This is a genomic window from Streptomyces sp. NPDC101151 (assembly GCF_044768335.1).
Taxonomy (GTDB): domain Bacteria; phylum Actinomycetota; class Actinomycetes; order Streptomycetales; family Streptomycetaceae; genus Streptomyces.
Map to the genome: position 1 here is coordinate 253,196 of NZ_JBIWPP010000002.1, position 25,548 is coordinate 278,743.

General features: G+C 70.9%; 20 protein-coding genes. 8 read left to right on the forward strand and 12 right to left on the reverse strand.

Annotated elements, in window-relative coordinates; all coding sequences use genetic code 11:
- The first annotated feature begins 19 nt into the window (after positions 1-19).
- Positions 20-1,561 carry a beta-N-acetylhexosaminidase gene (locus ACIRU3_RS04290; protein WP_404051891.1) on the forward strand — a complete coding sequence of 514 codons (1,542 nt, stop codon included), beginning with the start codon at positions 20-22 and terminating at the stop codon, positions 1,559-1,561.
- A 62-nt stretch (positions 1,562-1,623) separates the two neighbouring features.
- On the opposite strand, the gene ACIRU3_RS04295 is transcribed toward ACIRU3_RS04290, so the two are convergent.
- The 10 genes from ACIRU3_RS04295 to ACIRU3_RS04340 all read right to left on the reverse strand — a co-directional run bounded on the left by ACIRU3_RS04295 (position 1,624) and on the right by ACIRU3_RS04340 (position 14,533).
- Positions 1,624-3,393, reverse strand: coding sequence for an IucA/IucC family protein (locus ACIRU3_RS04295; protein WP_404051101.1), 1,770 nt, complete (start codon positions 3,391-3,393; stop codon positions 1,624-1,626).
- Positions 3,390-3,920 carry a GNAT family N-acetyltransferase gene (locus tag ACIRU3_RS04300; RefSeq protein WP_404051103.1) on the reverse strand — a complete coding sequence of 177 codons (531 nt, stop codon included), beginning with the start codon at positions 3,918-3,920 and terminating at the stop codon, positions 3,390-3,392. The genes ACIRU3_RS04295 and ACIRU3_RS04300 overlap by 4 nt, the downstream gene beginning before the upstream one ends.
- On the reverse strand, positions 3,917-5,194 hold the full coding sequence (locus ACIRU3_RS04305; RefSeq protein WP_404051105.1) for a lysine N(6)-hydroxylase/L-ornithine N(5)-oxygenase family protein: 1,278 nt from the start codon (positions 5,192-5,194) through the stop codon (positions 3,917-3,919). The genes ACIRU3_RS04300 and ACIRU3_RS04305 overlap by 4 nt, the downstream gene beginning before the upstream one ends.
- Positions 5,178-6,644: a lysine decarboxylase DesA gene (gene desA, locus ACIRU3_RS04310; RefSeq protein ID WP_404051108.1), complete on the reverse strand. Its 1,467-nt coding sequence runs from the start codon at positions 6,642-6,644 to the stop codon at positions 5,178-5,180. Before desA ends, ACIRU3_RS04305 begins: the two co-directional genes overlap by 17 nt.
- Before the next feature lie 138 nt (positions 6,645-6,782).
- Positions 6,783-7,637 carry a siderophore-interacting protein gene (locus ACIRU3_RS04315; RefSeq protein ID WP_404051111.1) on the reverse strand — a complete coding sequence of 285 codons (855 nt, stop codon included), beginning with the start codon at positions 7,635-7,637 and terminating at the stop codon, positions 6,783-6,785.
- Between the two features lie 44 nt (positions 7,638-7,681).
- Complete coding sequence (locus ACIRU3_RS04320; protein ID WP_404051114.1) at positions 7,682-8,728, reverse strand: ABC transporter substrate-binding protein; 1,047 nt, start codon at positions 8,726-8,728, stop codon at positions 7,682-7,684.
- A gap of 138 nt (positions 8,729-8,866) precedes the next feature.
- Positions 8,867-10,027, reverse strand: coding sequence for an acyl-CoA dehydrogenase family protein (locus tag ACIRU3_RS04325; RefSeq protein WP_404051116.1), 1,161 nt, complete (start codon positions 10,025-10,027; stop codon positions 8,867-8,869).
- A gap of 5 nt (positions 10,028-10,032) precedes the next feature.
- Positions 10,033-10,974: a hydroxymethylglutaryl-CoA lyase gene (locus tag ACIRU3_RS04330; RefSeq protein WP_404051119.1), complete on the reverse strand. Its 942-nt coding sequence runs from the start codon at positions 10,972-10,974 to the stop codon at positions 10,033-10,035.
- Complete coding sequence (locus ACIRU3_RS04335) at positions 10,971-12,905, reverse strand: acetyl-CoA carboxylase biotin carboxylase subunit (protein ID WP_404051122.1); 1,935 nt, start codon at positions 12,903-12,905, stop codon at positions 10,971-10,973. The genes ACIRU3_RS04330 and ACIRU3_RS04335 overlap by 4 nt, the downstream gene beginning before the upstream one ends.
- Before the next feature lie 11 nt (positions 12,906-12,916).
- A complete protein-coding gene (locus ACIRU3_RS04340) occupies positions 12,917-14,533 on the reverse strand; it encodes a carboxyl transferase domain-containing protein (protein ID WP_404051124.1) in 1,617 nt (538 codons plus the stop codon).
- A 97-nt stretch (positions 14,534-14,630) separates the two neighbouring features.
- On the opposite strand from ACIRU3_RS04340, the gene ACIRU3_RS04345 reads away from it, so the two are divergent.
- The 4 genes from ACIRU3_RS04345 to ACIRU3_RS04360 all read left to right on the forward strand — a co-directional run bounded on the left by ACIRU3_RS04345 (position 14,631) and on the right by ACIRU3_RS04360 (position 18,309).
- Positions 14,631-15,236: a TetR/AcrR family transcriptional regulator gene (locus ACIRU3_RS04345; protein WP_404051125.1), complete on the forward strand. Its 606-nt coding sequence runs from the start codon at positions 14,631-14,633 to the stop codon at positions 15,234-15,236.
- A 242-nt stretch (positions 15,237-15,478) separates the two neighbouring features.
- Entirely contained in the window at positions 15,479-16,636 is a 1,158-nt protein-coding gene (locus ACIRU3_RS04350; RefSeq protein ID WP_404051127.1) for an acyl-CoA dehydrogenase family protein, read from the forward strand.
- 35 nt (positions 16,637-16,671) lie between these two features.
- Positions 16,672-17,538, forward strand: coding sequence for an acyl-CoA thioesterase II (gene tesB, locus ACIRU3_RS04355; protein ID WP_404051130.1), 867 nt, complete (start codon positions 16,672-16,674; stop codon positions 17,536-17,538).
- 414 nt (positions 17,539-17,952) lie between these two features.
- Positions 17,953-18,309 carry a hypothetical protein gene (locus ACIRU3_RS04360; protein WP_404051133.1) on the forward strand — a complete coding sequence of 119 codons (357 nt, stop codon included), beginning with the start codon at positions 17,953-17,955 and terminating at the stop codon, positions 18,307-18,309.
- Positions 18,310-18,374: 65 nt separating this feature from the next.
- Here ACIRU3_RS04360 and ACIRU3_RS04365 read toward each other — a convergent pair whose 3' ends face one another.
- Positions 18,375-19,163, reverse strand: coding sequence for a phosphatase (locus tag ACIRU3_RS04365; RefSeq protein WP_404051136.1), 789 nt, complete (start codon positions 19,161-19,163; stop codon positions 18,375-18,377).
- A 65-nt stretch (positions 19,164-19,228) separates the two neighbouring features.
- Positions 19,229-21,151, reverse strand: coding sequence for a helix-turn-helix domain-containing protein (locus ACIRU3_RS04370; RefSeq protein WP_404051138.1), 1,923 nt, complete (start codon positions 21,149-21,151; stop codon positions 19,229-19,231).
- A gap of 202 nt (positions 21,152-21,353) precedes the next feature.
- Between ACIRU3_RS04370 and ACIRU3_RS04375 the strand changes: the two genes are divergently transcribed.
- The 3 genes from ACIRU3_RS04375 to ACIRU3_RS04385 are packed head-to-tail and all read left to right on the forward strand — an operon-like array spanning position 21,354 to position 25,533.
- Complete coding sequence (locus ACIRU3_RS04375; protein WP_404051141.1) at positions 21,354-22,814, forward strand: sodium:solute symporter; 1,461 nt, start codon at positions 21,354-21,356, stop codon at positions 22,812-22,814.
- A 56-nt stretch (positions 22,815-22,870) separates the two neighbouring features.
- Entirely contained in the window at positions 22,871-23,851 is a 981-nt protein-coding gene (gene speB / locus ACIRU3_RS04380; RefSeq protein WP_404051144.1) for an agmatinase, read from the forward strand.
- The gene (locus ACIRU3_RS04385) at positions 23,848-25,533 is read left to right on the forward strand and encodes a thiamine pyrophosphate-binding protein (RefSeq protein ID WP_404051146.1); all 1,686 of its coding nucleotides are present in this window, start codon (positions 23,848-23,850) and stop codon (positions 25,531-25,533) included. The genes speB and ACIRU3_RS04385 overlap by 4 nt, the downstream gene beginning before the upstream one ends.
- Positions 25,534-25,548: the final 15 nt, after the last annotated feature.

Here is a 25,548-nt window from a genome sequence, read left to right on the forward strand (position 1 = left end):
CCTCGGATCTCTGCTGCTCATGGCGGCGGCAGGCGTGTTCACCGTCGGCGCGGCGCCCGCGCCGAAAGCCGTGGCGGCGACCCCGCTGGACCGGGTGGTCCCCGCGCCCGCCTCGGCCGAGCCCGGCGGATCCCCGTACCGCATCACCCGCGCCACCCATGTCCGCGTCGACGGCTCGGCCGAGGTCCGCCGGATCGGCGAGTACCTCGCCGGCATCCTGCGGCCGTCCACCGGCTACCCGGTGCCGGTCACCGAGCAGGGCACCGGCGGCATCCGGCTCAGCCTCGTACAGGGTTCGTTCGGTGCCGAGGGTTATCGCCTGAGCAGTACCCCCCTCGGCGTCTCCATCACCGCGAGCGCCCCCGCCGGCCTCTTCCACGGCGTCCAGACCCTGCGCCAACTGCTCCCGGCGGCCGTCGAGAAGAAGACCGTCCAGCGCGGCTCCTGGCCGATCGCGGGAGGCACCATCGAGGACCGCCCGCGCTACGGCTACCGCGGCGCCATGCTGGACGTCTCCCGGCACTTCTTCACGGTCGACCAGGTCAAGCGCTACATCGACCAGTTGGCCCTCTACAAGATCAACACGTTGCATCTGCACCTCAGCGACGACCAGGGCTGGCGCATCGCCATCGACTCCTGGCCGCGCCTGGCGACCTACGGCGGCTCCACCCAGGTCGGCGGGGGCCCGGGCGGCCACTACACCAAGGCCGACTACCGGGAGATCGTCCGCTACGCGGCCTCGCGCTATCTGGAGGTCGTCCCCGAGGTCGACATGCCCGGCCACACCAACGCGGCCCTCGCCTCCTACGCGCAGCTGAACTGCAACGACACCGCACCCCCGCTGTACACCGGCACGGAGGTCGGCTTCAGCTCGCTGTGCGTGCCCAAGGAGGTGACGTACCAGTTCGCGGACGACGTCATCCGTGAGCTGGCCGCGCTCACCCCGGGCCGCTATCTGCACATCGGCGGCGACGAGGCGCACTCCACCAGCCACGCCGACTACGTGAAGTTCATGGACCGCGTGCAGCCGATCGTCGCCAAGTACGGCAAGACGGTCATCGGCTGGCACCAGTTGACCGGCGCCACCCCCGCCAAGGGCGCCCTCGCCCAGTACTGGGGCCTGGACGACACCAGCGCGGCGGAGAAGGCCCAGGTGGCCAGGGCCGCCCAGAACGGCACCGGGCTGATCCTGTCCCCGGCCGACCGGATCTACCTCGACATGAAGTACACCGCTGACACCCCGCTGGGCCTGGACTGGGCGGGCCTGGTGGAGGTGAAGCGCTCCTACGACTGGGATCCCGGCAAGTACCTTCCCGGAGCGCCGGATTCGGCCGTCAAGGGCGTCGAGGCACCCCTGTGGTCCGAGACGCTCACCCGGTCCGCCGACATCGAGTACATGGCCTTCCCGCGTCTGGCCGGAGCGGCGGAGCTGGGCTGGTCCCCGGCGGCCACCCACGACTGGGAGCGTTACAAGGTGCGTCTCGCGGCCCAGGGTCCGCGCTGGAGCGCCCTCGGAATCACGTACTACAAGTCGCCCCAGGTGCCTTGGCCGACCGGCTGAGCACACACTGACGGGCACCCCCAAGGACCGTACTCCGGGGTGCCCGTCCGTCTGTGCGACCGTCAGAGACCGGCGATCGGGTTCCTCAGCGTGCCGATGAGCTGCAGGGCGCCCGAGGGGTCGGCCAGGTCCACCATCTGCCGGTTGTTGCGCAGCTGGAGCCGGTTCAGGCAGGACAGCGCGAACTCGGGTGCGAACATGTCGTACTGGCGGAACTTCTCGCCCAGTTCGGGCGTCGCCTCCTGGTACGCGCGGGTGACCTCCGCGACCGTGCGCCAGAAGTCCTCCTCCGCCAGGATCCCCTCGCCGGCGAGGCCGGCCGCGAGGAACCGGAAGAAGCAGTCGAAGACGTCGGTGAAGATCGACAGCAGTTTCGTGTCCTCCGGCACCTCCACGCGGATCCGCCGCACCTCCGGCGGCAGGACCGCGTCCGGGTCCATGACGGCGATCTCCTCGGCGATGTCCTTGTAGATCGCGCGCTGCACGACCCCGTCCTTCAGCACGAGGATCACATTCTCGCCGTGCGGCATGAAGACCAGGTCGTAGGCGTAGAAGCTGTGCAACAGCGGGGTGAAGTAGGCCTGCAGGTACTGCCGCAGCCACTCGGCGGGCGCGAGGCCCGAGCGTTCCATCAGCGCGCCCGCGAAGGAGGCTCCCTCGTGGTCCACGTGCAGCAGGGACGCCATGGTCGCGAGGGACTCGCCCTCGCGCAACGACGGCACCGGGCTCTCCCGCCACAGCGCGGCCAGCATCTTGCGGTACGGCGAGTAACGGTCGGTGGCCTGCTCGTACTCCAGGTGCCGGTAGCCGACGGCCGCCCGCTCCCGGATGATCGTGAGCCCGGTCGACTTCAGCACGCTGTCGTTCTCGATCAGCTGGGCGAGCCAGTCGTTGATCGCCGGGGTCGCCTCCATGTAGGCGGCGGAGAGCCCGCGCATGAAGCCCATGTTGAGGACGGACAGGGCCGTCTTCACATAGTGCTTGTGCGGGTCGGAGGTGTTGAAGAAGGTCCGTATGGACTGCTGGGCCAGGTATTCGTCGTCGCCCTCGCCCAGGCACACCAGGTGCCGGCGGGCCACCTCGGCGGCGAAGGTCACGCTGAGCTTGTTCCACCACTGCCAGGGGTGGACGGGTATGAGCAGGTAGTCGGCGGGGTCCAGGCCCTGGCCGGTGAGCCGGTCGTGGAACCGCCCGAGGGTGGCCGCGCCCAGCTCCTGGCGGACGAAGTCCTCGTACTCGATCCCGACGCCGGCGGTGAAGGCGGCCCGCGAGCGGTGCGCGGCCAGCCACACCAGCCGGACGGGGCTCGCGGTCTCCGGGGCGTACGACAGGTACTCGTGGATGCCGAAGCCGAGCCGCCCGTTGTTGGCGACGAAGCAGGGGTGGCCCTCGGTCATCCCGGTCTCGATCGCCTGGAAGCCGCTTCCCGCCAGCTCGGCGGAGGTGATCTGCGGCTTGGTGAGCTTGTAGCAGGTGCCGGACAGGGTGGAGGAGATCTCCTCCAGGTAGACGGGGAGGATCTCGTCGCTCAGCCCCAGCGCCTGCTTCAGCTCGATGAAGAAGTCCAGTGCGGCGAGGGGGAGTTCGGCTCCGTCGCGATGGCGTGTGATCGAGCCGGCGTCGACGTCCCAGTGGTCCAGGCCCCGCAGGGTGGCCGTGAACCGGTAGGCGGTCAGTCCGTCGTCGCTGCGGACGACGTACCGGTCGCCGTCCCGCTCGGGCGTGAAGAGCCGCTCGTGGGCGAACTCGGCGAGTGCCTTCCGTACGAGCAGCCGGTTGGCGGTGTCCCAGCGCTCGGGGGACAGGTGTGCCACGGTGTCGGTGAGGTTCATGCGGCCGCCCCCGTCGCCGCGACGAACCGTTCCCGCGTGCAGAAGCTCAGCAACGCCTGCTTCTCCGGCTTCCGGATCTCCCGCTCGGGCACGAACCCGACGGCTTCGTTCAGGGCGTGCACGGCCTTGTTGCGCACATCGGGCTCGACCACGACCCGCCTGGTCTCCGGGTCCTCGAAGAGGTGCGCCATCACGGAGGTGATGACGGCTCGGGTGAACCCGTGCACGGGGGTGTCGGTGGGCGCGACGAGGAAGTGCATGCCGACATCGCCCGGCTGCGGCTCGTACAGCCCGACCAGCTCCCGGTGGGCGGGGTCGTACCACTCCATCAGGAAGACGGGCTCCCCGTCGCGCAGCCCGAGGAGGGCGTGCTGGTGCTCGTCGGCCGCGATCTCCATGTAGGCACGCTCGACGTCCTCCAGCTTCGCGTCCTGCATCATCCAGAACGCCGCCTTGGGATGCGTGACCCAGCCGTGCAGCAGCTCGGCGTCCTGCAGCGGGTCGAGCGGGCGGATCGTGAAGGTCATACGGCGAACTCCTGGAAGGCGATGGTCTTCTCGACCGGGTAGTACTCCGTGCCGAGCAGCTCACGGATGATGTACGCGTTCCGGTACGCGCCCATGCCCAGGTCGGGGCTGGTGATGCTGTGGGTGTGGACGCCGGCGTTCTGCAGGAAGACGCCGCGGCCGGTGGTGTCGATGGCGTAGTTGCGGGCGAGGTCGAAGTTGCCCTGGGAGTCGTAGCGCAGGCGGTCGCGGACCGGCTTGAGGAACTCCGGCTCGCAGTATCTGTAGCCGGTGGCCAGGACCAGGCCCTCACTGGTCAGCTCGTAGTCCCTGCCCTGCTCCTCCTGGCGCAGGCCGAGGGTGTACGTGCCGTTCTCGTGACGGGCCGCGGTGAGCGCGGAGTTGGTGAGCAGGCGGGTGGGGACCGGGCCGCCGAGGTTCTTCTGGTACAGCAGGTCGAAGATCTCGTTGATGAGGTCGCCGTCGATGCCCTTGAACAGGCCCTTCTGCTGGGCCGTGAGCCGGTAGCGGGTGGCCTCCGGCAGCGCGTGGAAGTAGTCGATGTACTCCGGGCTCGTCATCTCCAGCGTGAGCTTGGTGTACTCGAGCGGGAAGAAGCGCGGGGAGCGGGTGACCCAGTTCAGCTGGTAGCCGTGGACGTCGATCTCGCTGAGCAGGTCGTAGTAGATCTCGGCCGCGGACTGGCCGCTGCCGACCAGGGTGATCGACTTCTTGCGCTGCAGCTCCGCCCTGTGCTGCAGATAGCGGGAGTTGTGGACGAAGTCGCCGCCGAGGCCCTGGCAGGAGTCCGGGATGTGCGGCGGGGTGCCGGTGCCGAGGACGAGGTGCCGGGCGCGGAACGTCTCACCGGTGTGGGTGTGGACGACGTAGCGGTCGTCCTCGTACGTCACCTCGGTGACGGTGGTGCTGAAGCGGACGTTGCTGAGTTTGTTCGCCGCCCAGCGGCAGTAGTCGTCGTACTCGACCCGCAGCGGGTAGAAGTTCTCGCGGATGTAGAACGAGTACAGTCTGCCCTTCTCCTTCAGATAGCTGAGGAAGGAGTACGGCGAGGTGGGGTCGGCCAGGGTGACCAGGTCCGACATGAACGGGGTCTGGAGGTGGGCGCCCTCCAGGAACATGCCGGCGTGCCATTCGAAGTCGGGCTTGGAGTCGAGGAAGACTCCGTCCAGTTCGGCGATCGGCTCGGTCAGGCAGGCGAGGCCGAGGTTGAAGGGGCCGAGCCCGATCCCCACGAAGTCGTAGGTCTTGCTGTGGGCTTCAGGACGCGCGGTCAAGGGACTCTCCCAGGTACTGCTCGGCGTGGCCGGCGATCAGGTCGAGGACGGCGGTGATGTCGGCCGGCGTCGTTTCGGGATTGAGCAGGGTGAACTTCAGGTAGTGGCGGCCGCCGACCTTGGTGCCCGCGACCACGGCGTCGCCGGAGGCGAACAGGGCCTTGCGGGCGTAGAGGTTGGCGCGGTCGATCTCGGCCGGGTCGGTGACGGCCGCCGGGATGTAGCGGAAGACCAGCGTGGAGAGGGAAGGCTCCACGACGACGTCGTAGCGGGGGTCGGCGGCGAGCAGTTTCCAGCCCTCCTGGGCAAGCTCGCACACCTGGTCGAAGAGCTCGCCGATGCCGTCGGCGCCCATGACCCGCAGCGTCATCCACAGTTTGAGGGCGTCGAAGCGCCGGGTGGTCTGCAGGGACTTGTCGACCTGGTTGGGGATGCGCTCCTGCACCATGCGGCGCGGGTTCAGGTACTCCGCGTGGTAGGTGGCGTGGCGCAGGGTGGCCGCGTCCCGGACCAGCACGGCGGAGGAACTCACCGGCTGGAAGAAGGACTTGTGGTAGTCGACGGTGACCGAGTCGGCGCGCTCGATGCCGTCGATGCGGTCCCGGTGCCTGAGGGAGGCGAGAAGTCCGCAGCCGTAGGCCGCGTCCACGTGCATCCACGCGCCGTACCGGGCGCACAGCTCGGCGATCTCCGGGAGCGGGTCTATGGAGCCGAAGTCGGTGGTGCCGGCCGTGGCGACGACGGCCATGGGGACGAGGCCGTCCTTCTCGCAGCGCTCCAGCTCGTGGGCGAGCGCGAGGGTCTGCATGCGCTTGTCGTGGTCGACGGGGATGGAGACGACCGAGTCGGGGCCGAGACCGAGCAGCTTCGCGGACTTCCTGACGCTGAAGTGGCTGACCTCGGAGGCGAAGATGCGCAGTTTGGCGAGCGGGGCTCCCTCTCCCCATCCGTCCGGCCCCGGCTTGGCCTCTTCCCGGGCCAGCAGCAGCGCCTGCAGGTTGGACTGGGTGCCGCCGGAGGTGAACACGCCGTCGGCGGCCGGGCCGAGGCCGATGCGCGCGGTCGTCCAGTCGATGAGCTTGCGTTCGATGAGGGTGCCGCCGGCCGACTGGTCCCAGGTGTCGAGTGAGGAGTTGACCGCGGAGAGCACGGCCTCGCCGAGCACCGCCGGGATGACCACCGGGCAGTTGAGGTGGGCGAGGTAGCGGGGGTGGTGGAAGTAGACCGCGTCCCGGAGGTAGACGTCCTCCAGCTCGTCCAGGACCGCGGCGGTGTCGCCCAGCGGCCGGTCCAGGTCGATCGCGTCGATGCGGGGAGTGAGGGCGTCCACGGTGACGCCGGTGAACGGACGGTCGGTGGTGGCGAGTTTGGCCGCCACCCGCTCGACTCCTTCGGTCACGGAGCGGCGGTAGTGCTCCGCGGTGAGGCCATTGAGCAGGTGCGAGCGCATGTGGGGGTCCTCCGAGGGGACTGTCCGTGCGGAAACGGTTAGAGGGGCGAAGCTCCGCGTCTTAACTTAGGTTAGCCTAACCTAAGTTAATCGCCCAGGGCTACGCCCCTGCCGTGACTGCCGTCACTGCGGTGGGAGTTACTCCGCCGCGCGCAGCTGCTCCTCCGTCATCCCCTGCCGCCAGTAGCCGACAAAGGTGACACGCCGCCGGTCGACCCCGCGCTCACCGACGAAGTGCCGGCGCAGTGCCTTGACCTGGCCGGACTCGCCCGCGATCCACACGTACGGACGTTCGCTCGAGGGCAGTCGGGCGGCCCGCAGGGCGTCGACGGCCATGGGGGCTCCGTCGTGCCGTACGAGCCAGGTGATCTCCGCGTACGCCTCGGTCGCCACGTCCTGGATGTCACCGGCGTGCGAGACCTCCAGCCAGGCGCGGAGGCGCGTGCCGGCCGGCAGGGACTCCAGGACGGCGGTGGCGGCCGGCACGGCGGTCTCGTCGCCCCACAGGACGACGAGGTCGGTGTCCTCGGGCGGGCGGAAGCGGATGGCGCGGTTGTCGGCGACCGCCGGGCCGAGCAGCAGCACACGGTCGCCGGCGGCGGCCCGCGAGGCCCAGCGGGAGGCGGGCCCGGCGGGGGTGGGGGAGCTGGGGTCCACCCCGTGCAGGGCGAAGTCGATGTCGATCTCGGCGGTACTGCCGTGGGCGTCCCGCCGCAGGGCCCGCAGCGTGTACGAGCGCATCACGGCCCGCACGTCGTCCGGGAGTTCACGCCAGCCCTGCCACCAGCCGTCCCCCAGCTCCAGCGGTACGACGGGTTCGGCCTGCCCCGGATGCGGCAGGAAGAGCGACAGGGACTGATCCCGCCCCTGCGAGTGGAAGGCGTGCAGATCGGCCCCGGCGAAGCTGACCCGGACCAGAGACGGCCCGAGCCGCCTCGTCCGCACGACCTGAAGAGAGAAGAAACGGAACGGGGCGGCTACGGCCGTCGTCATGTGGGCTCCTGAGGCTGGGATTCAGGAAGGGATGTGAGCGGGGTTCAGCTGACCTTCTTGGCCTTCTCCAGGGCCTCCGCCAGGTTCGTCAGCAGCGGGACGCACTTGTCGTACGACAGGATCGGCTCGGGCGAGCGCGCGATGACCTGGCCGGCCTTGACCGCGGGCAGCTTCTTCCAGGTGGCCTTGGTGATGTCGGCCGGCTGGATGGTCGAGGAACGGTCGTCCATCATGATGATGTCGGCCTTGTACTTGTCGACGTTCTCCCAGCTCAGCGACTCGTACCAGCCGCCGCCCTGCTTCTTGGCGCTCTCCGGCGGCTCCACGAAGTTCACGCCGAGGGCCTTGAAGTACTCCAGGTCGATGGAGAGGTTGGTGCCGGAGACGTAGAAGAGCTGGTCGCTCGCGGAACCGGCCATCACCTTGATGCCGGGCTTCGCCTTGGCCGCGGCGCGCAGCCGGGCGGCGGCTTCCTCGAACTTCTTCTTGGCGGCGGTCGCCTTGGCGGCCTTCATGTCGGCGCCCAGCGACTCGGCCAGTTCCCACATGCGCTGCAGCGGCTGGGTGAGCTGGCGGTCGTAGACGGAGATGCCGACGCTGGGGGCCAGCTGGGCGATCTTCTTCTTCGACTCGTCGGGGACGTACCAGAGGGTGCCCGCGTTGTCGAACATCGTCGAGATGAGGACGTCGGGCGCGAGGGCCGCGTACTTCTCGATGTTGAACTGGCCCCAGGTGTTGCCGAGGACCGTCAGCTTGCTGATGTCCATGTCGCCGGCCTGGACGTCGGCCTTGCCCGCGGTGGTCTTCGTCGGGCCGAAGACGCCCTTGACCTGGACGCCGTAGTCGTACAGAGCGGCGGCGACACCGGTGAACGCGACGATGTTCGCCGGGATCCTGTCCAGCTTCACGGTCGTGCCGCGGTCGTCCTTGAAGCTCCAGGGGCCGGACTTGCCGCTCTTGGCCGCCTTCCCGGAGTCCGCGTCTTTGCCCTTGTCGTCACCGCAGGCGGCGAGCGCCGCACCGAGTCCGAGGGCGCCGCCCGCGGCGAGCAGGCCGCGGCGAGTGAGGTGGGTGGCACGGGCATGGGACATGGGTATGACTGCTTTCGAACGGGGCGAGGCGCCCGCCGGACAAGTTCGAAGGTAGGTTAGCCTAACCTCAGCTGATGTCCAGTGGTGGGGATGCCTCGCACCCGAACCCGTCGGCGGCCGTGCGCCGCCGGAACTGCCTCAGCCCACCAGCCCCAACTCCCGCGCGATCAGCATCCGCTGGACCTCGCTCGTGCCCTCGCCGATCTCCAGGATCTTGGAGTCGCGCCACATACGGGCCACCGGATACTCGTTCATGAAGCCGTAGCCGCCATGGACCTGGGTGGCCTCGCGGGCGTTGTCCACGGCGACGGTGGAGGAGTAGAGCTTGGCCAGGGCCGCCTCCTTCTTGAAGGGCTCGCCGGCGACCAGCCGGCTGGCCGCGTCGCGCCAGGCGAGGCGGGCCGTGTGGGCCTTCATCTCCATGTCCGCGATCTTGAACTGGATGGCCTGGTTGGCGCCGATCGGACGGCCGAAGGCGTGGCGTTCCTTCGCGTACTTCACCGACTCGTCCACACAGCCCTGGGCCAGACCGGTCGCCAGGGCCGCGATGGCGATACGGCCCTCGTCGAGGATGCGCAGGAACTGGGCGTAACCCCGGCCCTCCTCGCCGAGCAGGTTGGCGGCGGGCACACGGACGTCCTGGAAGGACAGTTCACGGGTGTCGGAGGCGTTCCAGCCGACCTTCGAGTACGGGGCGGCGACCGTGAAGCCGGGGGTGCCCGACGGCACGATGATGGACGAGATCCGCGGCTTGCCGTCCGGCTTGCGGCCGGTGACCGCGGTGACCGTCACCAGTCCCGTGATGTCCGTGCCCGAGTTCGTGATGAAGCACTTGGTGCCGTTGATCACCCACTCGTTCGTGTCCGGGTCCAGGCGGGCCGTGGTGCGGGTGGCCCCGGCGTCGCTGCCGCCGTCCGGCTCCGTCAGGCCGAACGCGCCGAGGATCTCGCCGGAGCACAGGCGGGGGAGCCACTCGCGCTTCTGCTCCTCGGTGCCGAAGAGGTGAAGGGGCATGGCGCCGAGCGAGACACCGGCCTCGAGGGTGATCGCCACGGACGAGTCGACCCGCGCCAGTTCCTCCAGGGCGATGCCGAGGGCCAGATAGTCGCCGCCCATGCCGCCGTACTCCTCCGGGAACGGCAGCCCGAACAGGCCCATGCGGCCCATCTCGCGGACGATCTCGTACGGGAACTCGTGCCGCTCGTAGAAGTCGCCGATCTTCGGCGCCACGACATCGTGGGCGAACTCCTCCACCGTGCGGCGGAGTTCCTCCAGCTCGGGGCTGAGACGGTGGTCCATGCTGATCACTGGTCCTTGTGGGAGAGAGCGCGGACGGTGCGGGACGGGCTGGGGCGGCCCAGCTGTTCGGCCATCCACACGCTCGTGGCGGTCAGACGGCCGAGGTCGACCCCTGTCTCGATGCCGAGTCCGTGCAGCATCCATACGAGGTCTTCGGTGGCGAGGTTGCCGGTGGCGGACTTGGCGTACGGGCAGCCGCCGAGGCCGCCGGCGGAGGCGTCGACGGTCGTCACCCCGTGTTCCAGGGCCGCGTAGGTGTTCGCGAGCGCCTGGCCGTAGGTGTCGTGGAAGTGCACGCCGATCGTGTTCGTCGGCACGCCCTTCTCGTTCAGCAGGGCGAGCAGTTCGAGGACGTGGCCCGGGGTGGCGACCCCGATGGTGTCGCCGAGGCTCAGCTCGTCGCAGCCCATGTCCCGCAGCGCCGTGCAGACGCGGGCCACCTGGTGGAGCGGGACCGCCCCCTCCCAGGGGTCGCCGAAGCACATCGAGACATAGCCGCGCACGTGCGCGCCCGCGTCCTTCGCCTGCCGCACCACCGGTTCGAACACGGCCAGCGACTCGTCCACCGTGCGGTTGAGGTTGGCCTTCGCGAAGGACTCCGTGGCGCTGGCGAAGACCGCGATCCGGCGGGCGCCGAGCGCCAGCGCCCGCTCCAGGCCGCGCTGGTTGGGCACCAGTACGGGCAGCTCGGCGTCGAGGTCACCGACGAGCGGGAACAGCTGCTCGGCATCGGCGAGTTGGGGCACCCACTTGGGATGCACGAAGCTCGTCGCCTCGATCGTGGTCAGCCCCGCGTCGGCCAGGCGGCGGATGAACTCCGCCTTCACCTCGGTCGGTACGGACGCCTTCTCGTTCTGCAGACCGTCGCGCGCGCCGACCTCGTGGATCCGCACCCGCGCGGGCAGGTCCTGGGCCGGTACGACCATGGGCAGTCCGTCGGTGCTCATTCCGCCGCCTCCTTGGGCGCGATGACGGCCAGCACCTGGTCCATGGCGACCGTGCTGCCCGGGGTCACGTCCAGCTCGGCGACCGTGCCGGCGTGCGGGGCGGAGACGACGTGCTCCATCTTCATCGCCTCCACCACCAACAGGCTCTGGCCCGCGGCGACTTCGTCGCCGACGGCGACCTTCACGACGGTCACCGTGCCGGGCATGGGAGCGGTGAGCGAGTCGGCGCCCGCGTGCGCCGCCCCGGTGAGGGAGGCGGCCACCGGGTCGTGGTCGCGCACCTGCCAGGCGTCGCCGTCCCGGCCGATCCAGTCGCCCGCCCGGCGGAAGGAGTGCCGGACGCCGCCGAGGGTGACGGACACCCGGTCCTCGGTGACGGTGTGCGTGCCGTGGCCCGCATGGGAGACCGGTTCGAGTCCCGGTACTCGCAGGGGGAAGGCCACGGGCTTCGGTGCTCCGCCGAGGCGCCAGCCGCTCGGCACCGAGAAGGGGTCGGTCCAGCCGTCGCCTCGGGGCCGCAGCGCCTCCCGCCGTACGGCCGCCGCCGCCTCGTACACCTCCTCCGGTACGTCCGTGGAGACCAGCTCGTCCACCACCCGCTCCACCAGCCCGGTGTCGAGCTCGCCCGCCACCACCGCCGGATGGGCCAGCAGCCGCCGCAGGAAGCCCGCGTTGGTCTGCACGCCCAGCGTGACCGTCTCGGCCAGGGCCGACCGGAGCCTGCGCAACGCCGTCTCGCGGTCGGGGCCGTACGCGATGACCTTGGACAGCATCGGGTCGTACAGGCTGCCCACCTCGGTGCCCTCGCTGAGCCCGGAGTCGGTGCGGATGCCGTCGCCCTGGGGTTCGTCCAGCAGAAGCACCGTGCCGCCGGACGGCAGGAAGCCGCGCGCGGGGTCCTCGGCGCAGATCCGGGCCTCGACCGCGTGCCCGGTCAGCCGGACGTCCTCCTGGGCGAAGCCCAGCCGCTCCCCGGCCGCCACCCGCAGCTGCCACTCCACCAGGTCGAGACCGGTGATGAGCTCGGTGACCGGGTGCTCCACCTGGAGACGGGTGTTCATCTCCATGAAGTAGTACGACGACGGGTCGCCGCCCGGCACGATGAACTCCACCGTGCCCGCGCCCCGGTAGCCGCACGAGCGTGCCGCCTGGACGGCCGCCTCGCCCATCGCCGCCCGGGTCGCCTCGTCGAGGAGCACGCTGGGCGCCTCCTCGATGATCTTCTGGTGGCGCCGCTGCAGCGAGCACTCGCGCTCGCCGAGATGGACCACGCCCCCGTGGCCGTCGGCCAGCACCTGGATCTCGATGTGCCGGGGCCGGTCGACCCACCGCTCCACCAGGAGCGTGTCGTCCCCGAAGGAGGCGCGCGCCTCGCGGCGGGCGGCCGCGATCTCCTCCTCCAGCGCGGTCACGTCCCGCACCAGACGCATGCCCTTGCCACCGCCGCCCGCCGAGGGCTTGAGCAGGACGGGGGTCCCGATCTCCCGGGCGGCGTCGGCCAGTTGGGTGTCGGACAGCCCGCTGCCGCTGGAACCCGGCACGACCGGCACCCCGGCCGCCTGCACCGTCTCCTTGGCGCGGATCTTGTCGCCCATGAGGGCGATCGCGTCCGCCGGCGGGCCGATGAAGACCAGGCCCGCCTCCTCGCACGCGCGCGCGAAGCCCGCGTTCTCGGCGAGGAAGCCGTACCCGGGATGGACGGCCTGTGCGCCGGTGCGGGCGGCGGCCTCCAGCAGCCGCTCCACCGACAGATAACTCTCGGCGGCCGGCGCCGGGCCGATCCGTACGGCCGTGTCGGCCTCCCGGACGTGCCGCGCGTCGGCGTCGGCGTCGGAGAAGACCGCCACCGAGCGCACGCCCAGCGAGCGGAGCGTACGGATGACGCGTACGGCGATCTCGCCCCGGTTGGCCACGAGCACTGTGTCGAACACGGTTCCCCTCCTCACATCCGGAAGACGCCGAACTGGGGGTCTCCCAGCGGCGCGTTGGCGCAGGCGGTCAGGGCGAGGCCCAGCACCTGACGGGTCTCCAGCGGGTCGATGACGCCGTCGTCCCACAGGCGGGCGGTGGCGTAGTAGGCGTTGCCCTGGCGCTCGTACTGCGCGCGGATCGGCGCCTTGAAGGCCTCTTCCTCCTCGGCCGGCCAGTCCTCGCCGCGCGTCTCCAGCTGGTCGCGCTTGACCGTGGCCAGCACGGAGGCGGCCTGCTCGCCGCCCATGACGGAGATCTTGGCGTTGGGCCACATCCACAGGAAGCGAGGGGAGTAGGCCCGGCCGCACATCGAGTAGTTGCCGGCGCCGTACGAACCGCCGACCACCACCGTCAGCTTGGGCACGCGCGTGGAGGCGACGGCCGTGACCATCTTGGCGCCGTGCTTGGCGATGCCGCCCGCCTCGTAGTTCCTGCCGACCATGAAGCCGGAGATGTTCTGCAGGAACACCAGCGGGATGCCGCGCTGGTCGCACAGCTCGATGAAGTGCGCGCCCTTCTGGGCGGACTCGGAGAAGAGGATGCCGTTGTTGGCGACGATCCCGACCGGGTGGCCGTGGATCCGGGCGAAGCCGGTGACCAGCGTCTGCCCGAACTCGCTCTTGAACTCGGCGAACCGGGAGCCGTCCACCACGCGCGCGATGATCTCGCGCACGTCGTAGGGGGTGCGGGAGTCCACGGGCACGGCGCCGTAGAGCCCGTACGGGTCCGCCTTCGGTTCCGTGACCGGGGTGACCTCCCAGGGCAGGGACTGCCGGGCGGGCAGCGTGGCCACGATGTTCCGCACGATCCTGAGGGCGTGCGCGTCGTCCTCGGCGAGGTGGTCGGTGACGCCGGAGATTCGGGAGTGGACCTCGCCGCCGCCCAGCTCCTCCGCGGTGACGACCTCGCCGGTGGCCGCCTTCACCAGCGGCGGGCCGCCGAGGAAGATCGTCCCCTGGTTGCGGACGATCACGGCCTCGTCGCTCATGGCCGGGACGTACGCGCCGCCGGCCGTGCATGACCCGAGGACGGCCGCGATCTGCGGAATCCCGGCGCCGGACATCCGCGCCTGGTTGTAGAAGATCCGCCCGAAGTGCTCCCGGTCCGGGAAGACCTCGTCCTGCATCGGCAGGAAGGCACCCCCGGAGTCCACGAGGTAGACGCACGGCAGCCGGTTGTCGAGGGCCACCTCCTGGGCGCGCAGGTGCTTCTTCACCGTCATCGGGTAGTACGTGCCGCCCTTGACGGTGGCGTCATTGGCGACGATCACGCACTCGCGTCCGCTGACCCGCCCGATCCCGGCGATCACTCCGGCGGCCGGTGCCTGCCCGTCGTACATCCCCTCGGCCGCCAGGGGCGCCAGCTCCAGGAAGGGCGACCCGGGGTCGAGCAGCGTGTCCACCCTGTCCCTCGGCAGCAGCTTGCCGCGCGCGGTGTGCCGGGCGCGCGCCTTCTCGCCGCCGCCCAGGGCCGCTGCGCTCAGCTTGGCGCGCAGTTCCTCGACGAGTGCGAGGTGGCCCTGTTCATTGGCCCGCCAGGCCTCCGACGCGGGATCTGCCGCGCTCGTCAGCTCCGGTGCCTCCTGCATTTCTGCGGTCCCCTCACCCAGTGGTCGTACTGTTAATGAGCGTTAACCATTTCCTCCAGGTTAACGACCGCTAACCTCGCTGTCTAGAATTGCTGGCATGGTCACCAGAACCGACGCCCCCACCCGTCGCGAGCAGATCCTCAAGGAGGCCGCCCGGCTCTTCGCCGAGCGCGGCTTCCACGGTGTCGGTGTCGACGAGATAGGCGCCGCGGTCGGCATCAGCGGCCCCGGTCTGTACCGGCACTTCCCGGGCAAGGACGCGATGCTCGCGGAGCTGCTGGTGGGGATCAGCGGGCAGCTGCTGACCGGAGCCAAGCGGCGCCTCGCCGAGGCCGACGGACGGACCGGCGCCTCGGCGGTCCTGGACTCGCTCATCGAGGGCCACATCGACTTCGCCCTGGACGACCGCCCCCTCATCACGCTGCACGACCGTGAGCTGGACCGCCTTCGCGACAGCGACCGCAAGCTGGTGCGGCAGCTGCAGCGGCAGTACGTGGAGCTGTGGGTGGAGGTGGTGCGGGAGGTGTATCCCGGACTGACCGAGCCCAGCGCCCGCTCGGCGGTCCACTCGGTGTTCGGCCTGCTGAACTCGACCCCCCACCTCGGCCGCGCCGGCACCCTGCCCGGCCGGGGCGCGACGGCCGCGCTGCTGCACCGGATGGCGCGGGGGGCGTTCACCGCGGCGGGTGCTGCCGCGGGCTGAGCCGAGCCGGCCCGACGGAGCCGCCGACGGCCGGCTCGTACATCTGCGGGGACTCGGTGCCGTTCGGTCCCTGGACGGTGGAGACTTCCCGGATTCGCCGGTACGGCACGGCCGGGGACTGGCCCGGCCGCCCGCCCGGCCCGCCCGGGTGGGCAACGTCACCCTGGACGGCTGAACGTACTCGCCGGTATCTTGAGATCTGAGCAAGCGCTTAGACATATCGAGGTACGTGGAGGTGGGCCGTGCGCCGTACGGTTTTCAACGAGGATCACGAGGCGTTCCGGGAGACCCTTCGCGCCTTCATCGAGGCCGAGGTCGTACCGGTGTACGACGAGTGGTTCGCCGCGGGCCAGGCGCCGCGCGACTTCTATTACAAGCTCGCCGAGCTGGGCGTCTTCGGCATCAAGGTCGACGAGGAGTACGGCGGCGCCGGCATCGACTCGTACAAGTTCGAGGCCGTCCTGTACGAGGAGACCGCCCGCGCGGGTGTCAACTTCGGCGGTTCCGGCGTGCACGTCCTGCTCGGCCTGCCCTACATCAAACTGCTCGCCACCGACGAGCAGAAGAAGCGCTACCTGCCGAAGTTCGTCTCCGCCGAGGAGATGTGGGCCATCGCGATGACCGAGCCGGGCACCGGCTCCGACCTCGCGGGCATGAAGACCACTGCCAAGCTCTCCGAGGACGGTACCCACTACGTCCTCAACGGCGCCAAGACCTTCATCACCGGCGGCGTGCACGCCGACCGCATGATCGTCTGCGCCCGTACCGCCGCGCCCACCGCCGAGGACCGCCGCCACGGCATCTCCCTCTTCGTGGTGGACACCAAGGCCGAGGGCTACTCCGTCGGCCGCAAGCTGGACAAGCTCGGCCTGAAGACCTCCGACACCGCCGAGCTGGCGTTCGTCGACGTCAAGGTCCCCGTCGAGGACCTTCTCGGCGAGGAGAACAAGGGCTTCTACTACCTCGGCCACAACCTGGCCTCCGAGCGCTGGGGCATCGCCTTCGGCGCGTACGCGCAGGCCAAGGCCGCCGTCCGGTTCGCCAAGCAGTACGTCCAGGACCGCGTCGTCTTCGGCCAGCCCGTCGCCGCCTTCCAGAACACCAAGTTCGAGCTGGCCGCCTGTCAGGCCGAGGTCGACGCGGCCGAGGCCGTCGCCGACCGCGCCACGGAGGCCCTCGACGCCGGCGAGCTGACCCCCGCCGAGGCCGCCTCCGCGAAGCTCTTCTGCACCGAGGTCGCCCACCGCGTGATCGACCGCTGCCTCCAGCTGCACGGCGGCTACGGCTTCATGAACGAGTACCCGATCGCCCGCCTGTACGCGGACAACCGCGTCAACCGCATCTACGGCGGCACCAGCGAGATCATGAAGTCGATCATCGCCAAGGACATGGGTCTGTAAGGTCCCGGCAATCACTGGCCGGTACAACTAAAGCCATGAGCCAGGCACTCCAGGACCTCCTCGATCTGCTCGACCTGGAGCAGATCGAGGAGGACATCTTCCGCGGCCAGTCCCGCTCCGCCGTCGTACCCCGTGTGTTCGGCGGGCAGGTCGCGGCGCAGGCGCTGGTCGCCGCCGGGCGGACGGTCCCCGCGGACCGGCCCGCCCACTCCCTGCACGCGTATTTCCTGCGTCCGGGCGACCCCGGTGCGCCGATCGTCTACAGCGTCGACCGCATCCGCGACGGGCGGTCCTTCACCACCCGACGCGTGGTCGCCGTACAGCACGGCAAGCCGATCTTCCATCTCTCGGCGTCCTTCCAGACGTACGAGGAAGGCCTCGACCACCAGACCCCCATGCCGCCCTCGCCCGACCCCGAGACCCTTCCCACCTCCGCGGAACGGCTGCGCGGCTACGACCACCTCGCCCCCGAGGTCGTCGAGCGCTTCCTGGAGGCCCGTGAGGCGATCGACCTGCGCTACGTGGACGAGCCGCCGTACGGGAGGTTCGGCGAGCCGCGCGAGCCGCACAGCCAGGTGTGGTTCCGCAGCACCGGCAAGCTCGACGACGATCCCCTGCTCCACGTCGTCCTCGCCACCTACGTCTCCGACATGACCCTCCTCGATTCCGTGCTGCTCGCGCACGGGCGCGGCGGCTGGGCCGTCGGGGACGTCGTCGGGGCGTCCCTGGACCACGCGATGTGGTTCCACCGGCCCTTCCGCGCCGACGAATGGCTGCTGTACGACCAGGAGTCGCCGTCCGCGCACGGCGGCCGTGGCCTCGGCCAGGCGCGTATCTACACGCAGGACGGGCGGCTGGCCATATCGGTCATCCAGGAGGGTGTGGTCCGCGTTCCCCGGTGACCCGGGCGGAGCTGTTGAATCTCGAACGCATATCCGTCGCAACGGAGTTGGGCACCCGGCGGCGGGCCGCGTGCTCGGCCCCGCTCCGGGCCCCGTGCAGGGCCCCTTGCGGCGCATGGTCGCTCGAGGTGACGAGTGACGCATGGGGTACTAGGCTCTTCGAGTGAGAGCCGCAGTGCACGTCGTGCCCGGCCGACGAGGATCCGTACCCCTCGGACCTCAGCCGCAGCACCCCCCGGCGCAACCACGCAGGGGTGGCTGCAGGCGTCGACATCGTTGGCATGTCCCGTGCCGCTCGGAATGCTGCGGCGACACCTGAAGACCGCGCCGCACGTCCCCTGTTGGCGGCGACGGCCATCACCTCGCGCTCTCTCCATGAGCCGCGAGAGACGATGGAGATGAAAGGTATTTCCCATGCGATCACAGCGCACGAGGCGTCTTGTCGCGATGTCCGCAGCCGGTCTGCTGCTGGCCGGCGGAGCCGCGATCGGCGCGGCGGGCACCGCCTCGGCGACCCAGTCCTACGACCACGGCTCCTACAGCTGGGACAGTGGCAACGGACGTCATCATGGCGACAACAGCTGGTGGAACGATGATGACGACTACGGCGGCTACGGCGGCGACCACGGCGGCTACGGCGGCGGTGACCACGGCGGCTACGGCGGCGGCGGTTACGGCGGCGGTGGCAACGGTGGCGGCGGCTACGGTGGCGGCGGTGGCGGTGGCCACGGCGGCGGTGGTGGCGGCGGCCACGGAGGAGGCGGTCACTGAGGCGACCACGAACTGATCACGGCGTGCGGCCCCGCCGACGGGGCCGCACCTCGTCTGTCGCGAGGTCAGGCCAGACCCGCCTCCGCCAGCAGATACGCCGTCATCGGGTCGTAGTGACGGGGGCTGACCACATGGTCGTCGAGCGGCACCGCCACCTGGAGGGTGCCCTCGGACTCGGCGAGGAACAACGCGGGGTCGTTGCAGTCGGCGTACCCGACGGAGTCGACGCCGTGCTGTCCGGCGTATCCGGCCCAGCCGTGGTCGGCGACCACCAGGTCCGGCAGCGGCCGGCCCTCGCGCTCAAGTCCCGTCAGAACGGCCCGCATCGGCTCGCCGGAGTGCGTGTGCCACAAGGTGGCGCCGTGCTCCAGGACGGCCACGTCCGCGAACTGCATGACGTACCCCTCGTCCGTCTGCAGCCCGTCCGGGATGACGACGATCTCGCAGCCCGCGGTGCGCAGCGCGGCGGCCGTGGCCCGGTGCACGTCGAGCAGGCCGCCGGGGTGCCCGGTGGCGAACAGCACCCGCTGCTGCCCGTCGGCCGCCTTGCGCAGCCGGAGCGCGAGGCGCTCCAGGGCGTCCACGGTCAGCTCGGGGTCGATGGTGTCCTGCCCGTACCGGTACTCGGGATCGTCGTTGACGCCCACCCGTTCGGCCATGACCGCGAGCACGTCCTGCTCGTCCGTCCAGCGGTCACCCAGCTCCAGACCGAACCAGTAGTTGCGGTCGCCGTTGGCCAACTTGCGGTAGTGGGAGAGGTTGTTCTCGCGGGGTGTGGCGACGTCCCCCGCGATACGGGTCCTCACCAGGTGGTCGACGAGCTGGGCGCGGCTGGGTGTCCCGGATATCGGCATGCCTCCCATTGTGAGGCAGCGGCCTGTTGGCGTCTTCGGCATATCGCACCTCGGACGGGGTCCGCTCACCGCTGCCGCAGCGCGAACCACAGCTCCATCCGTACGTCCGGGTCGTCCAGATCCGCCTCCAGCAGCGCCGCGCACCGGGCGATCCGCTGCCGCACGGTGTTGCGGTGCACGTCCAGCGCCACCGCCGTACGGTCCCAACTGCCGTGCAGGGACAACCAGGCACGCAGGGTCTCGGCGAGCGCGGGCTGAGCGGCTAGCGGGGCGAGCAGCGCCCGGGCGTGGGCCCGGGCGTCGGCCCGGGGCACCAGGTCCTCGAGCCCGGGCCGGGCGCCGTGCCGGACCAGCGGGGTGCGGGTGGCGCGGGCGCGGGCCAGGGCGCGCATCGCCTGGGTGTCGGCGGCCGCCCACTCCCGCGGGCCGACGGGCGCGCTGACCCCGAGCGTCCAGCCCGGTTGCGGGGCCGGTTCCCGCTCGCCGGGCACCAGCACCCGTACGACCTCACGGGCAAGGTCGACCAGCGGCGACCCCAGCGCCGCACCCAGCGCGGAGGCGGCCACGGCGTCCGGCACCTGGGCCTCCGGCCGGGCGTGCACCACGACCCACCGACCCTCGCCCAGAAGCGGTGCCACCTCCTCAGGCACGGAGCCGAGCAGCAGCCGTACGAGCGCGGAGGACCGGGCCGCTCCGGTCCCGCTCTGGTGCTCGCCGGTGAGCAGGGAGAGCAGGACGGCGGCGACGGAGGCGATGGTGTGGCCCCCGGGTTCGCGGTGCGGGGTGGCCACACCGAGGACGAAGCCCTCTCCGGCGCCGAGGGCGTAGGCGGCGAGGTGGGTGTCGCCGTGGGTGTCGGTGGCGGAGGTGGGGACCGGCCGGCCGGCGGATGCCGGCGGAGCGGCGGTGGGAGCCGGTCGGCCTGCGGCCGTCGGGGAAGCGGTGGTGGTGGGCCGGGCCGCGCCTGTGGAGGCGGCCGGGCCAGGGGCGGAGGGCGCGGAAGCGGCGCGGTCGACGGGTGACCGGTCCGCCATCGGGCCGGCACCGGTGCCCGCGCCGGTCTGTGTCCCGCTCCCGGTACGGCCGCCTGCCGCGCTGCCCGTGCCGTGGCCCGCCGAGTCGCCGGTTCCGCCGCCCGCTTGCCTCCCGTCCGCCGCACGACCAGCCGCCGGGCTCCCCGCCCCATGGCCCGCCGAGCCGGCCGTTCTGCCGTCCGCCTGGCTGCCGGCGCCGCTCCGGACGGGCCCGGGCCCGGGGCCGTCGGCCGGCGTGCGGTCCGCCCCCGGTACCGCCCGGACTGCCGGCCGGACCACTTCCGCCAGTCCCGCCAGCGCCTCGCGGACGCCCTCCGCCGGCTCCCGGCCCGCCCCGGCGATCTCGGTGCCGTCGGGCCCGTACAGGATCGCGTGCCCGCCCAGACGCTGGGCGAGCTGGCGCAGGACCGAGGGGACCGGGTCCGGGCGGGACGCGGCGGCCGCCAGGCTCTGCTGGGCCTCCGTGACCCTGCGCAGCTCGGCCAGGCGGGCCTGCGCCATCAGCTGCCAGACCGCGCGGGCGACACCCGAGAAGGTCGTCTGCGGCGGAACCTCCAGGAGGGGCAGGTCATGGGCGTCGCAGGCGGCGACCAGGGCGCGCGGGACCGTGTCGTGCACGGGCGCCAGGCCGAAACCGAGGGCCGCCCCGCCGGCTGCCACGATCCGGGAGACGTAGTCGTCGAAGTACTCCCGCAGTCTCGAATCCGCTCGACCGGGGGGACCCCCTTCCGAGCCCGCCGACTCCGGGATGTGCACCCCGGCGGTCAGCAGCAGCTCGCCGCCCAGCAGATACGGGTACGGGTCGGCCATCTCCGAGGTGTGCGCCCAGTGGATCACGATGTCCGGATCCGAGGGGCCCGCGATCTGGCGCAGCGCGAGATCCTCCCGGGCCAGCAGCGCCGAGAGCGGTACGGGTGGGGTCGGTGGGACGGCTGGGGCGATCGTCTCCGGCATGGTGTGCGTTCCCTCCATCCGGCCCCGTTCATATGGATGAAACGTACACTTCGCAGTCGCTTTCCGGCCACCTAGTGTCAAGTCAGCACGGCAGCCGCGGGTACGGGCGGATGTCCCCGCGAGCCGCTGCCGTCGCTCCTTTCCCAGGACCTACTCGTCTCTGCACGACACGCCACCGACAGTGCGCGAAGGAGGGCCCCACATGGCCGTCGACTACACAGTGATCGTCGTCTATCTCGCCGGCATGCTGGCCATGGGCTGGTGGGGCATGCGCCGCGCCAAGTCGAAGAGCGAGTTCCTGGTGGCCGGCCGCCGCCTCGGGCCCGCCATGTACTCCGGCACGATGGCCGCGATCGTCCTCGGCGGCGCGTCCACCATCGGCGGCGTCGGTCTCGGCTACAAGTACGGTCTCTCCGGTGCCTGGATGGTCTTCGCCATCGGCCTCGGCCTGCTGGCCCTGTCGGTCTTCTTCTCCGCGCGCATCGCCCGTCTGAAGGTCTACACGGTCTCCGAGATGCTGGACCTGCGCTACGGCGGCCGGGCCGGCGTGATCTCGGGCGTCGTCATGTGGGCCTACACCCTCATGCTCGCCGTCACCTCGACCATCGCCTACGCGACCATCTTCGACGTGCTCTTCGACATGAACCGCACGATCGCGATCATCCTCGGCGGCTCGATCGTCGTCGCGTACTCGACGCTCGGCGGCATGTGGTCCATCACGCTGACCGACATGGTGCAGTTCGTGGTCAAGACGATCGGCGTGCTGCTGCTCCTGCTGCCCATCGCCGTGGTCAAGGCCGGCGGCTTCTCCGGGATGAAGGCCAAGCTGCCCACCTCGTACTTCGAGCCGCTGGGCATCGGCGGCGAGACGATCTTCACCTATGTGCTGATCTACACCTTCGGCATGCTGATCGGCCAGGACATCTGGCAGCGGGTGTTCACCGCGCGCAGTGACAGGACCGCCAGGTGGGGCGGCACGGTCGCGGGCACCTACTGCCTGGCCTACGCCCTCGCCGGCGCGGTGATCGGTACGGCCGCCAAGGTTCTCTACCCCAAGCTCGGCAGCCCGGACGACGCCTTCGCCACCATCGTCAAGGACGAGCTGCCGGTCGGTGTGCGCGGCCTGGTGCTGGCCGCCGCCCTCGCCGCCGTGATGTCGACGTCCTCCGGCGCCCTGATCGCCTGCGCGACCGTCGCCAACAACGACATCTGGTCCCGGCTGCGGGGCGTGGCGCGCCGTGACGGCGAGGAGCACGACGAGGTCAAGGGCAACCGCGTCTTCATCCTGGTCATGGGTGTCGGAGTGATCGGCACGGCGATCGCGCTGAACAACGTCGTCGAGGCCCTGACCGTCGCCTACAACCTCCTCGTCGGCGGCCTGCTCGTCCCGATCCTCGGCGGCCTGCTGTGGAAGCGGGGCACCGTGCAGGGTGCGCTCGCCTCCGTGATCGTCGGCGGCCTCGCCGTGATCGGCCTGATGGCGGGCTACGGCATCCTCGCCAACGAACCCGTCTACTACGGACTGCTCGCCTCCCTCGCCGCCTATGTCGCCGTCTCCCTGGCGACCAGGCCCACCGACGAGGCCATCCTCACCACCTGGCGCGAGCGCCTGGCGGGACGGTCCCCCGAACTCGCTTCCGAGCCGGTCCCGGCTCACCAGTAGAGTCGTATGACAAGCAGCGCATGCGCGACGAAGCGCAGGAAAGAAGGCATTTCATCATGAGCGGCAACGAGACGCCCCGCGGCCCCGTCGACTCCTCCCGCGTCCCGCGGTACGCCGGCCCCGCGACCTTCGCCCGGCTGCCCCGCCTGGACGAGGTCGGCACCGCCGACGTCGCCGTCGTGGGCGTGCCGTTCGACTCCGGCGTCTCGTACCGGCCGGGCGCCCGCTTCGGCGGCAACGCGATCCGCGAGGCGTCCCGGCTGCTGCGCCCCTACAACCCGGCGCAGGACGCCTCCCCGTTCGCCCTCGCCCAGGTCGCGGACGGCGGTGACATCGCCGTGAACCCGTTCAACATCAACGAGGCCGTGGACACGATCGAGGCGGCCGCGGACGAGCTGCTCGGCACCGGTGCCCGGCTGATGACCCTGGGCGGCGACCACACCATCGCGCTGCCCCTGCTCCGGTCGGTGGCCAAGAAGCACGGCCCGGTGGCGCTGCTCCACTTCGACGCCCACCTGGACACCTGGGACACCTACTTCGGTGCCGAGTACACGCACGGCACCCCGTTCCGCCGCGCGGTGGAGGAGGGCATCCTCGACACCGAGGCGCTCTCCCACGTCGGTACCCGCGGCCCGCTGTACGGCAAGCAGGACCTCACCGACGACGAGAAGATGGGCTTCGGCATCGTCACCTCCGCGGACATCTACCGCCGCGGCGCCGACGAGGTCGCCGACCAGCTGCGCCAGCGCATCGGCGACCGGCCGCTGTACATCTCCATCGACATCGACTGCCTCGACCCGGCCCACGCGCCCGGCACGGGCACGCCGGAGGCGGGCGGCATGACCTCCCGTGAACTCCTCGAGATCCTTCGCGGGCTGGCATCGTGCAACCTGGTCTCGGCGGACGTCGTCGAGGTGGCACCGGCGTACGACCACGCCGAGATCACCTCGGTGGCCGCCTCCCACACGGCCTACGAACTGACCACCATCATGAGCCGCCAGATCGCGGCGGCCCGGAAGGACGCGGAAGCGAAGTGACTCACGACCACGACCTGGTACTCCGCCCGACGGCGGCACAGATCTCGACCGCTCTGAATCCGCCCCCCGGGCGCAACGGCGGAGACCTGGTCGTGGAGACCCTGGCCGGGCTGGGCGCGACCACGGTCTTCGGCCTGCCCGGCCAGCACGCGCTGGGAATGTTCGACGCCCTGCGCCGCTCCTCCCTGCGCTACATCGGCCTGCGGGTGGAGAACAACGCGGGCTTCGCGGCGGACGCGTACGGCAGGATCACCGGCGAGGCGGCACCGCTGCTGCTCTCGACCGGCCCGGGCGCGCTGACCTCGCTCGCCGCGCTGCAGGAGGCCGCCGCCGCCTCCGCCCCGGTCCTGGCGATCAGCAGCCAGATCCCGACGGCGGGTCTGGGCGGCGGCCGCCACGGCTACCTCCACGAACTCCCGGACCAGGCAGCCTCGTTCCGGGGCGTGGTGAAGTCGGTCCACACGGTCCGCACCCAGTCCCAGATCCCCTCCGCCGTCGCGGCGGCCTGGCAGTCGGCTCTGACGGCCCCGCACGGCCCGGTGTGGGTGGAGATCCCGCAGGACGTACTGCTCGCCGAGACCTCCCTGCCGGTGGTGACGGCGATGGACGCGACCCCGGACGACCTGGCCCCGCGCCCCGAACTCACCGCGGTGGCAGCGGACTTGCTGTCCCGTGCCGCCCGCCCGGCGATCATCGCGGGCGGCGGGGTCGTACGCTCGGACGCCTCGGGCAAGCTTCTGCAGCTGGCCGAGATGCTGGACGCACCCGTCGTCACCACCTTCGGCGGCAAGGGCGCGTTCCCCTGGGAGCACCCCCTCTCGCTCCAGTCCTGGCTGGAGGACCGCCACACGACGGACCTCCTGGAGGACGCGGACGTCCTCCTGGTGGTCGGCTCGGGCCTCGGTGAACTCTCCTCGAACTACCACACGTTCAAGCCCCGGGGCCGAGTGATCCAGATCGAGGCGGACCTCGGCAAGCTGGAGTCCAACCATCCGGCCCTCGGGATCCACGCGGACGCCCGCCTGGCGCTGCAGGCCCTGCTGGAGACGGTGAGGGAGCGCACGGACGCATCGGCGCCGCAGCGGGTGCGGGAACTGCTGTCCCGCGTCGGCGAGCGCATCGCCTCCCAGGAACTGACCCTGGAACAGGACGTGTTGCGATCGGTCCGCCGGGCGCTGCCCGACGGCTCCCCGTCCCTCTGGGACATGACGATCCTGGCGTACTGGGCATGGTCGGCCTTCGACCCGCGCAGCACGAACCTGATGCACTCGGCCCAGGGCGCCGGCGGCCTCGGCTACGGCTTCCCCGCGGCGCTCGGCGCGGCGGCCGCGGACCCGACCCGGCCGGTCCTGGCGGTGTCCGGCGACGGAGGCGCCCTGTACTCGATCGCCGAGCTGGCGACGGCGAAGCAGTACGACCTGCCGGTCACCTGGCTGATCGTCGACGACGGCGGCTACGGCATCCTGCGCGAGTACATGACGGACGCCTTCGGCCAGGCGACGGCCACGGAACTGACCCGCCCGGACTATGTGGCGCTCGCCGAGTCCTTCGGTGTCCCGGGGGTGCGTACGACCGCCGAGACCCTGGAGACCGACCTGGCGAAGGCGCTGGCGACGCCGGGCCCGTCGGTGGTCGTACTCCCTGCCGTACTCCGGATGTTCGCGCCCACCCACCTGGGCTAGCGCCTGCCGTCGGAC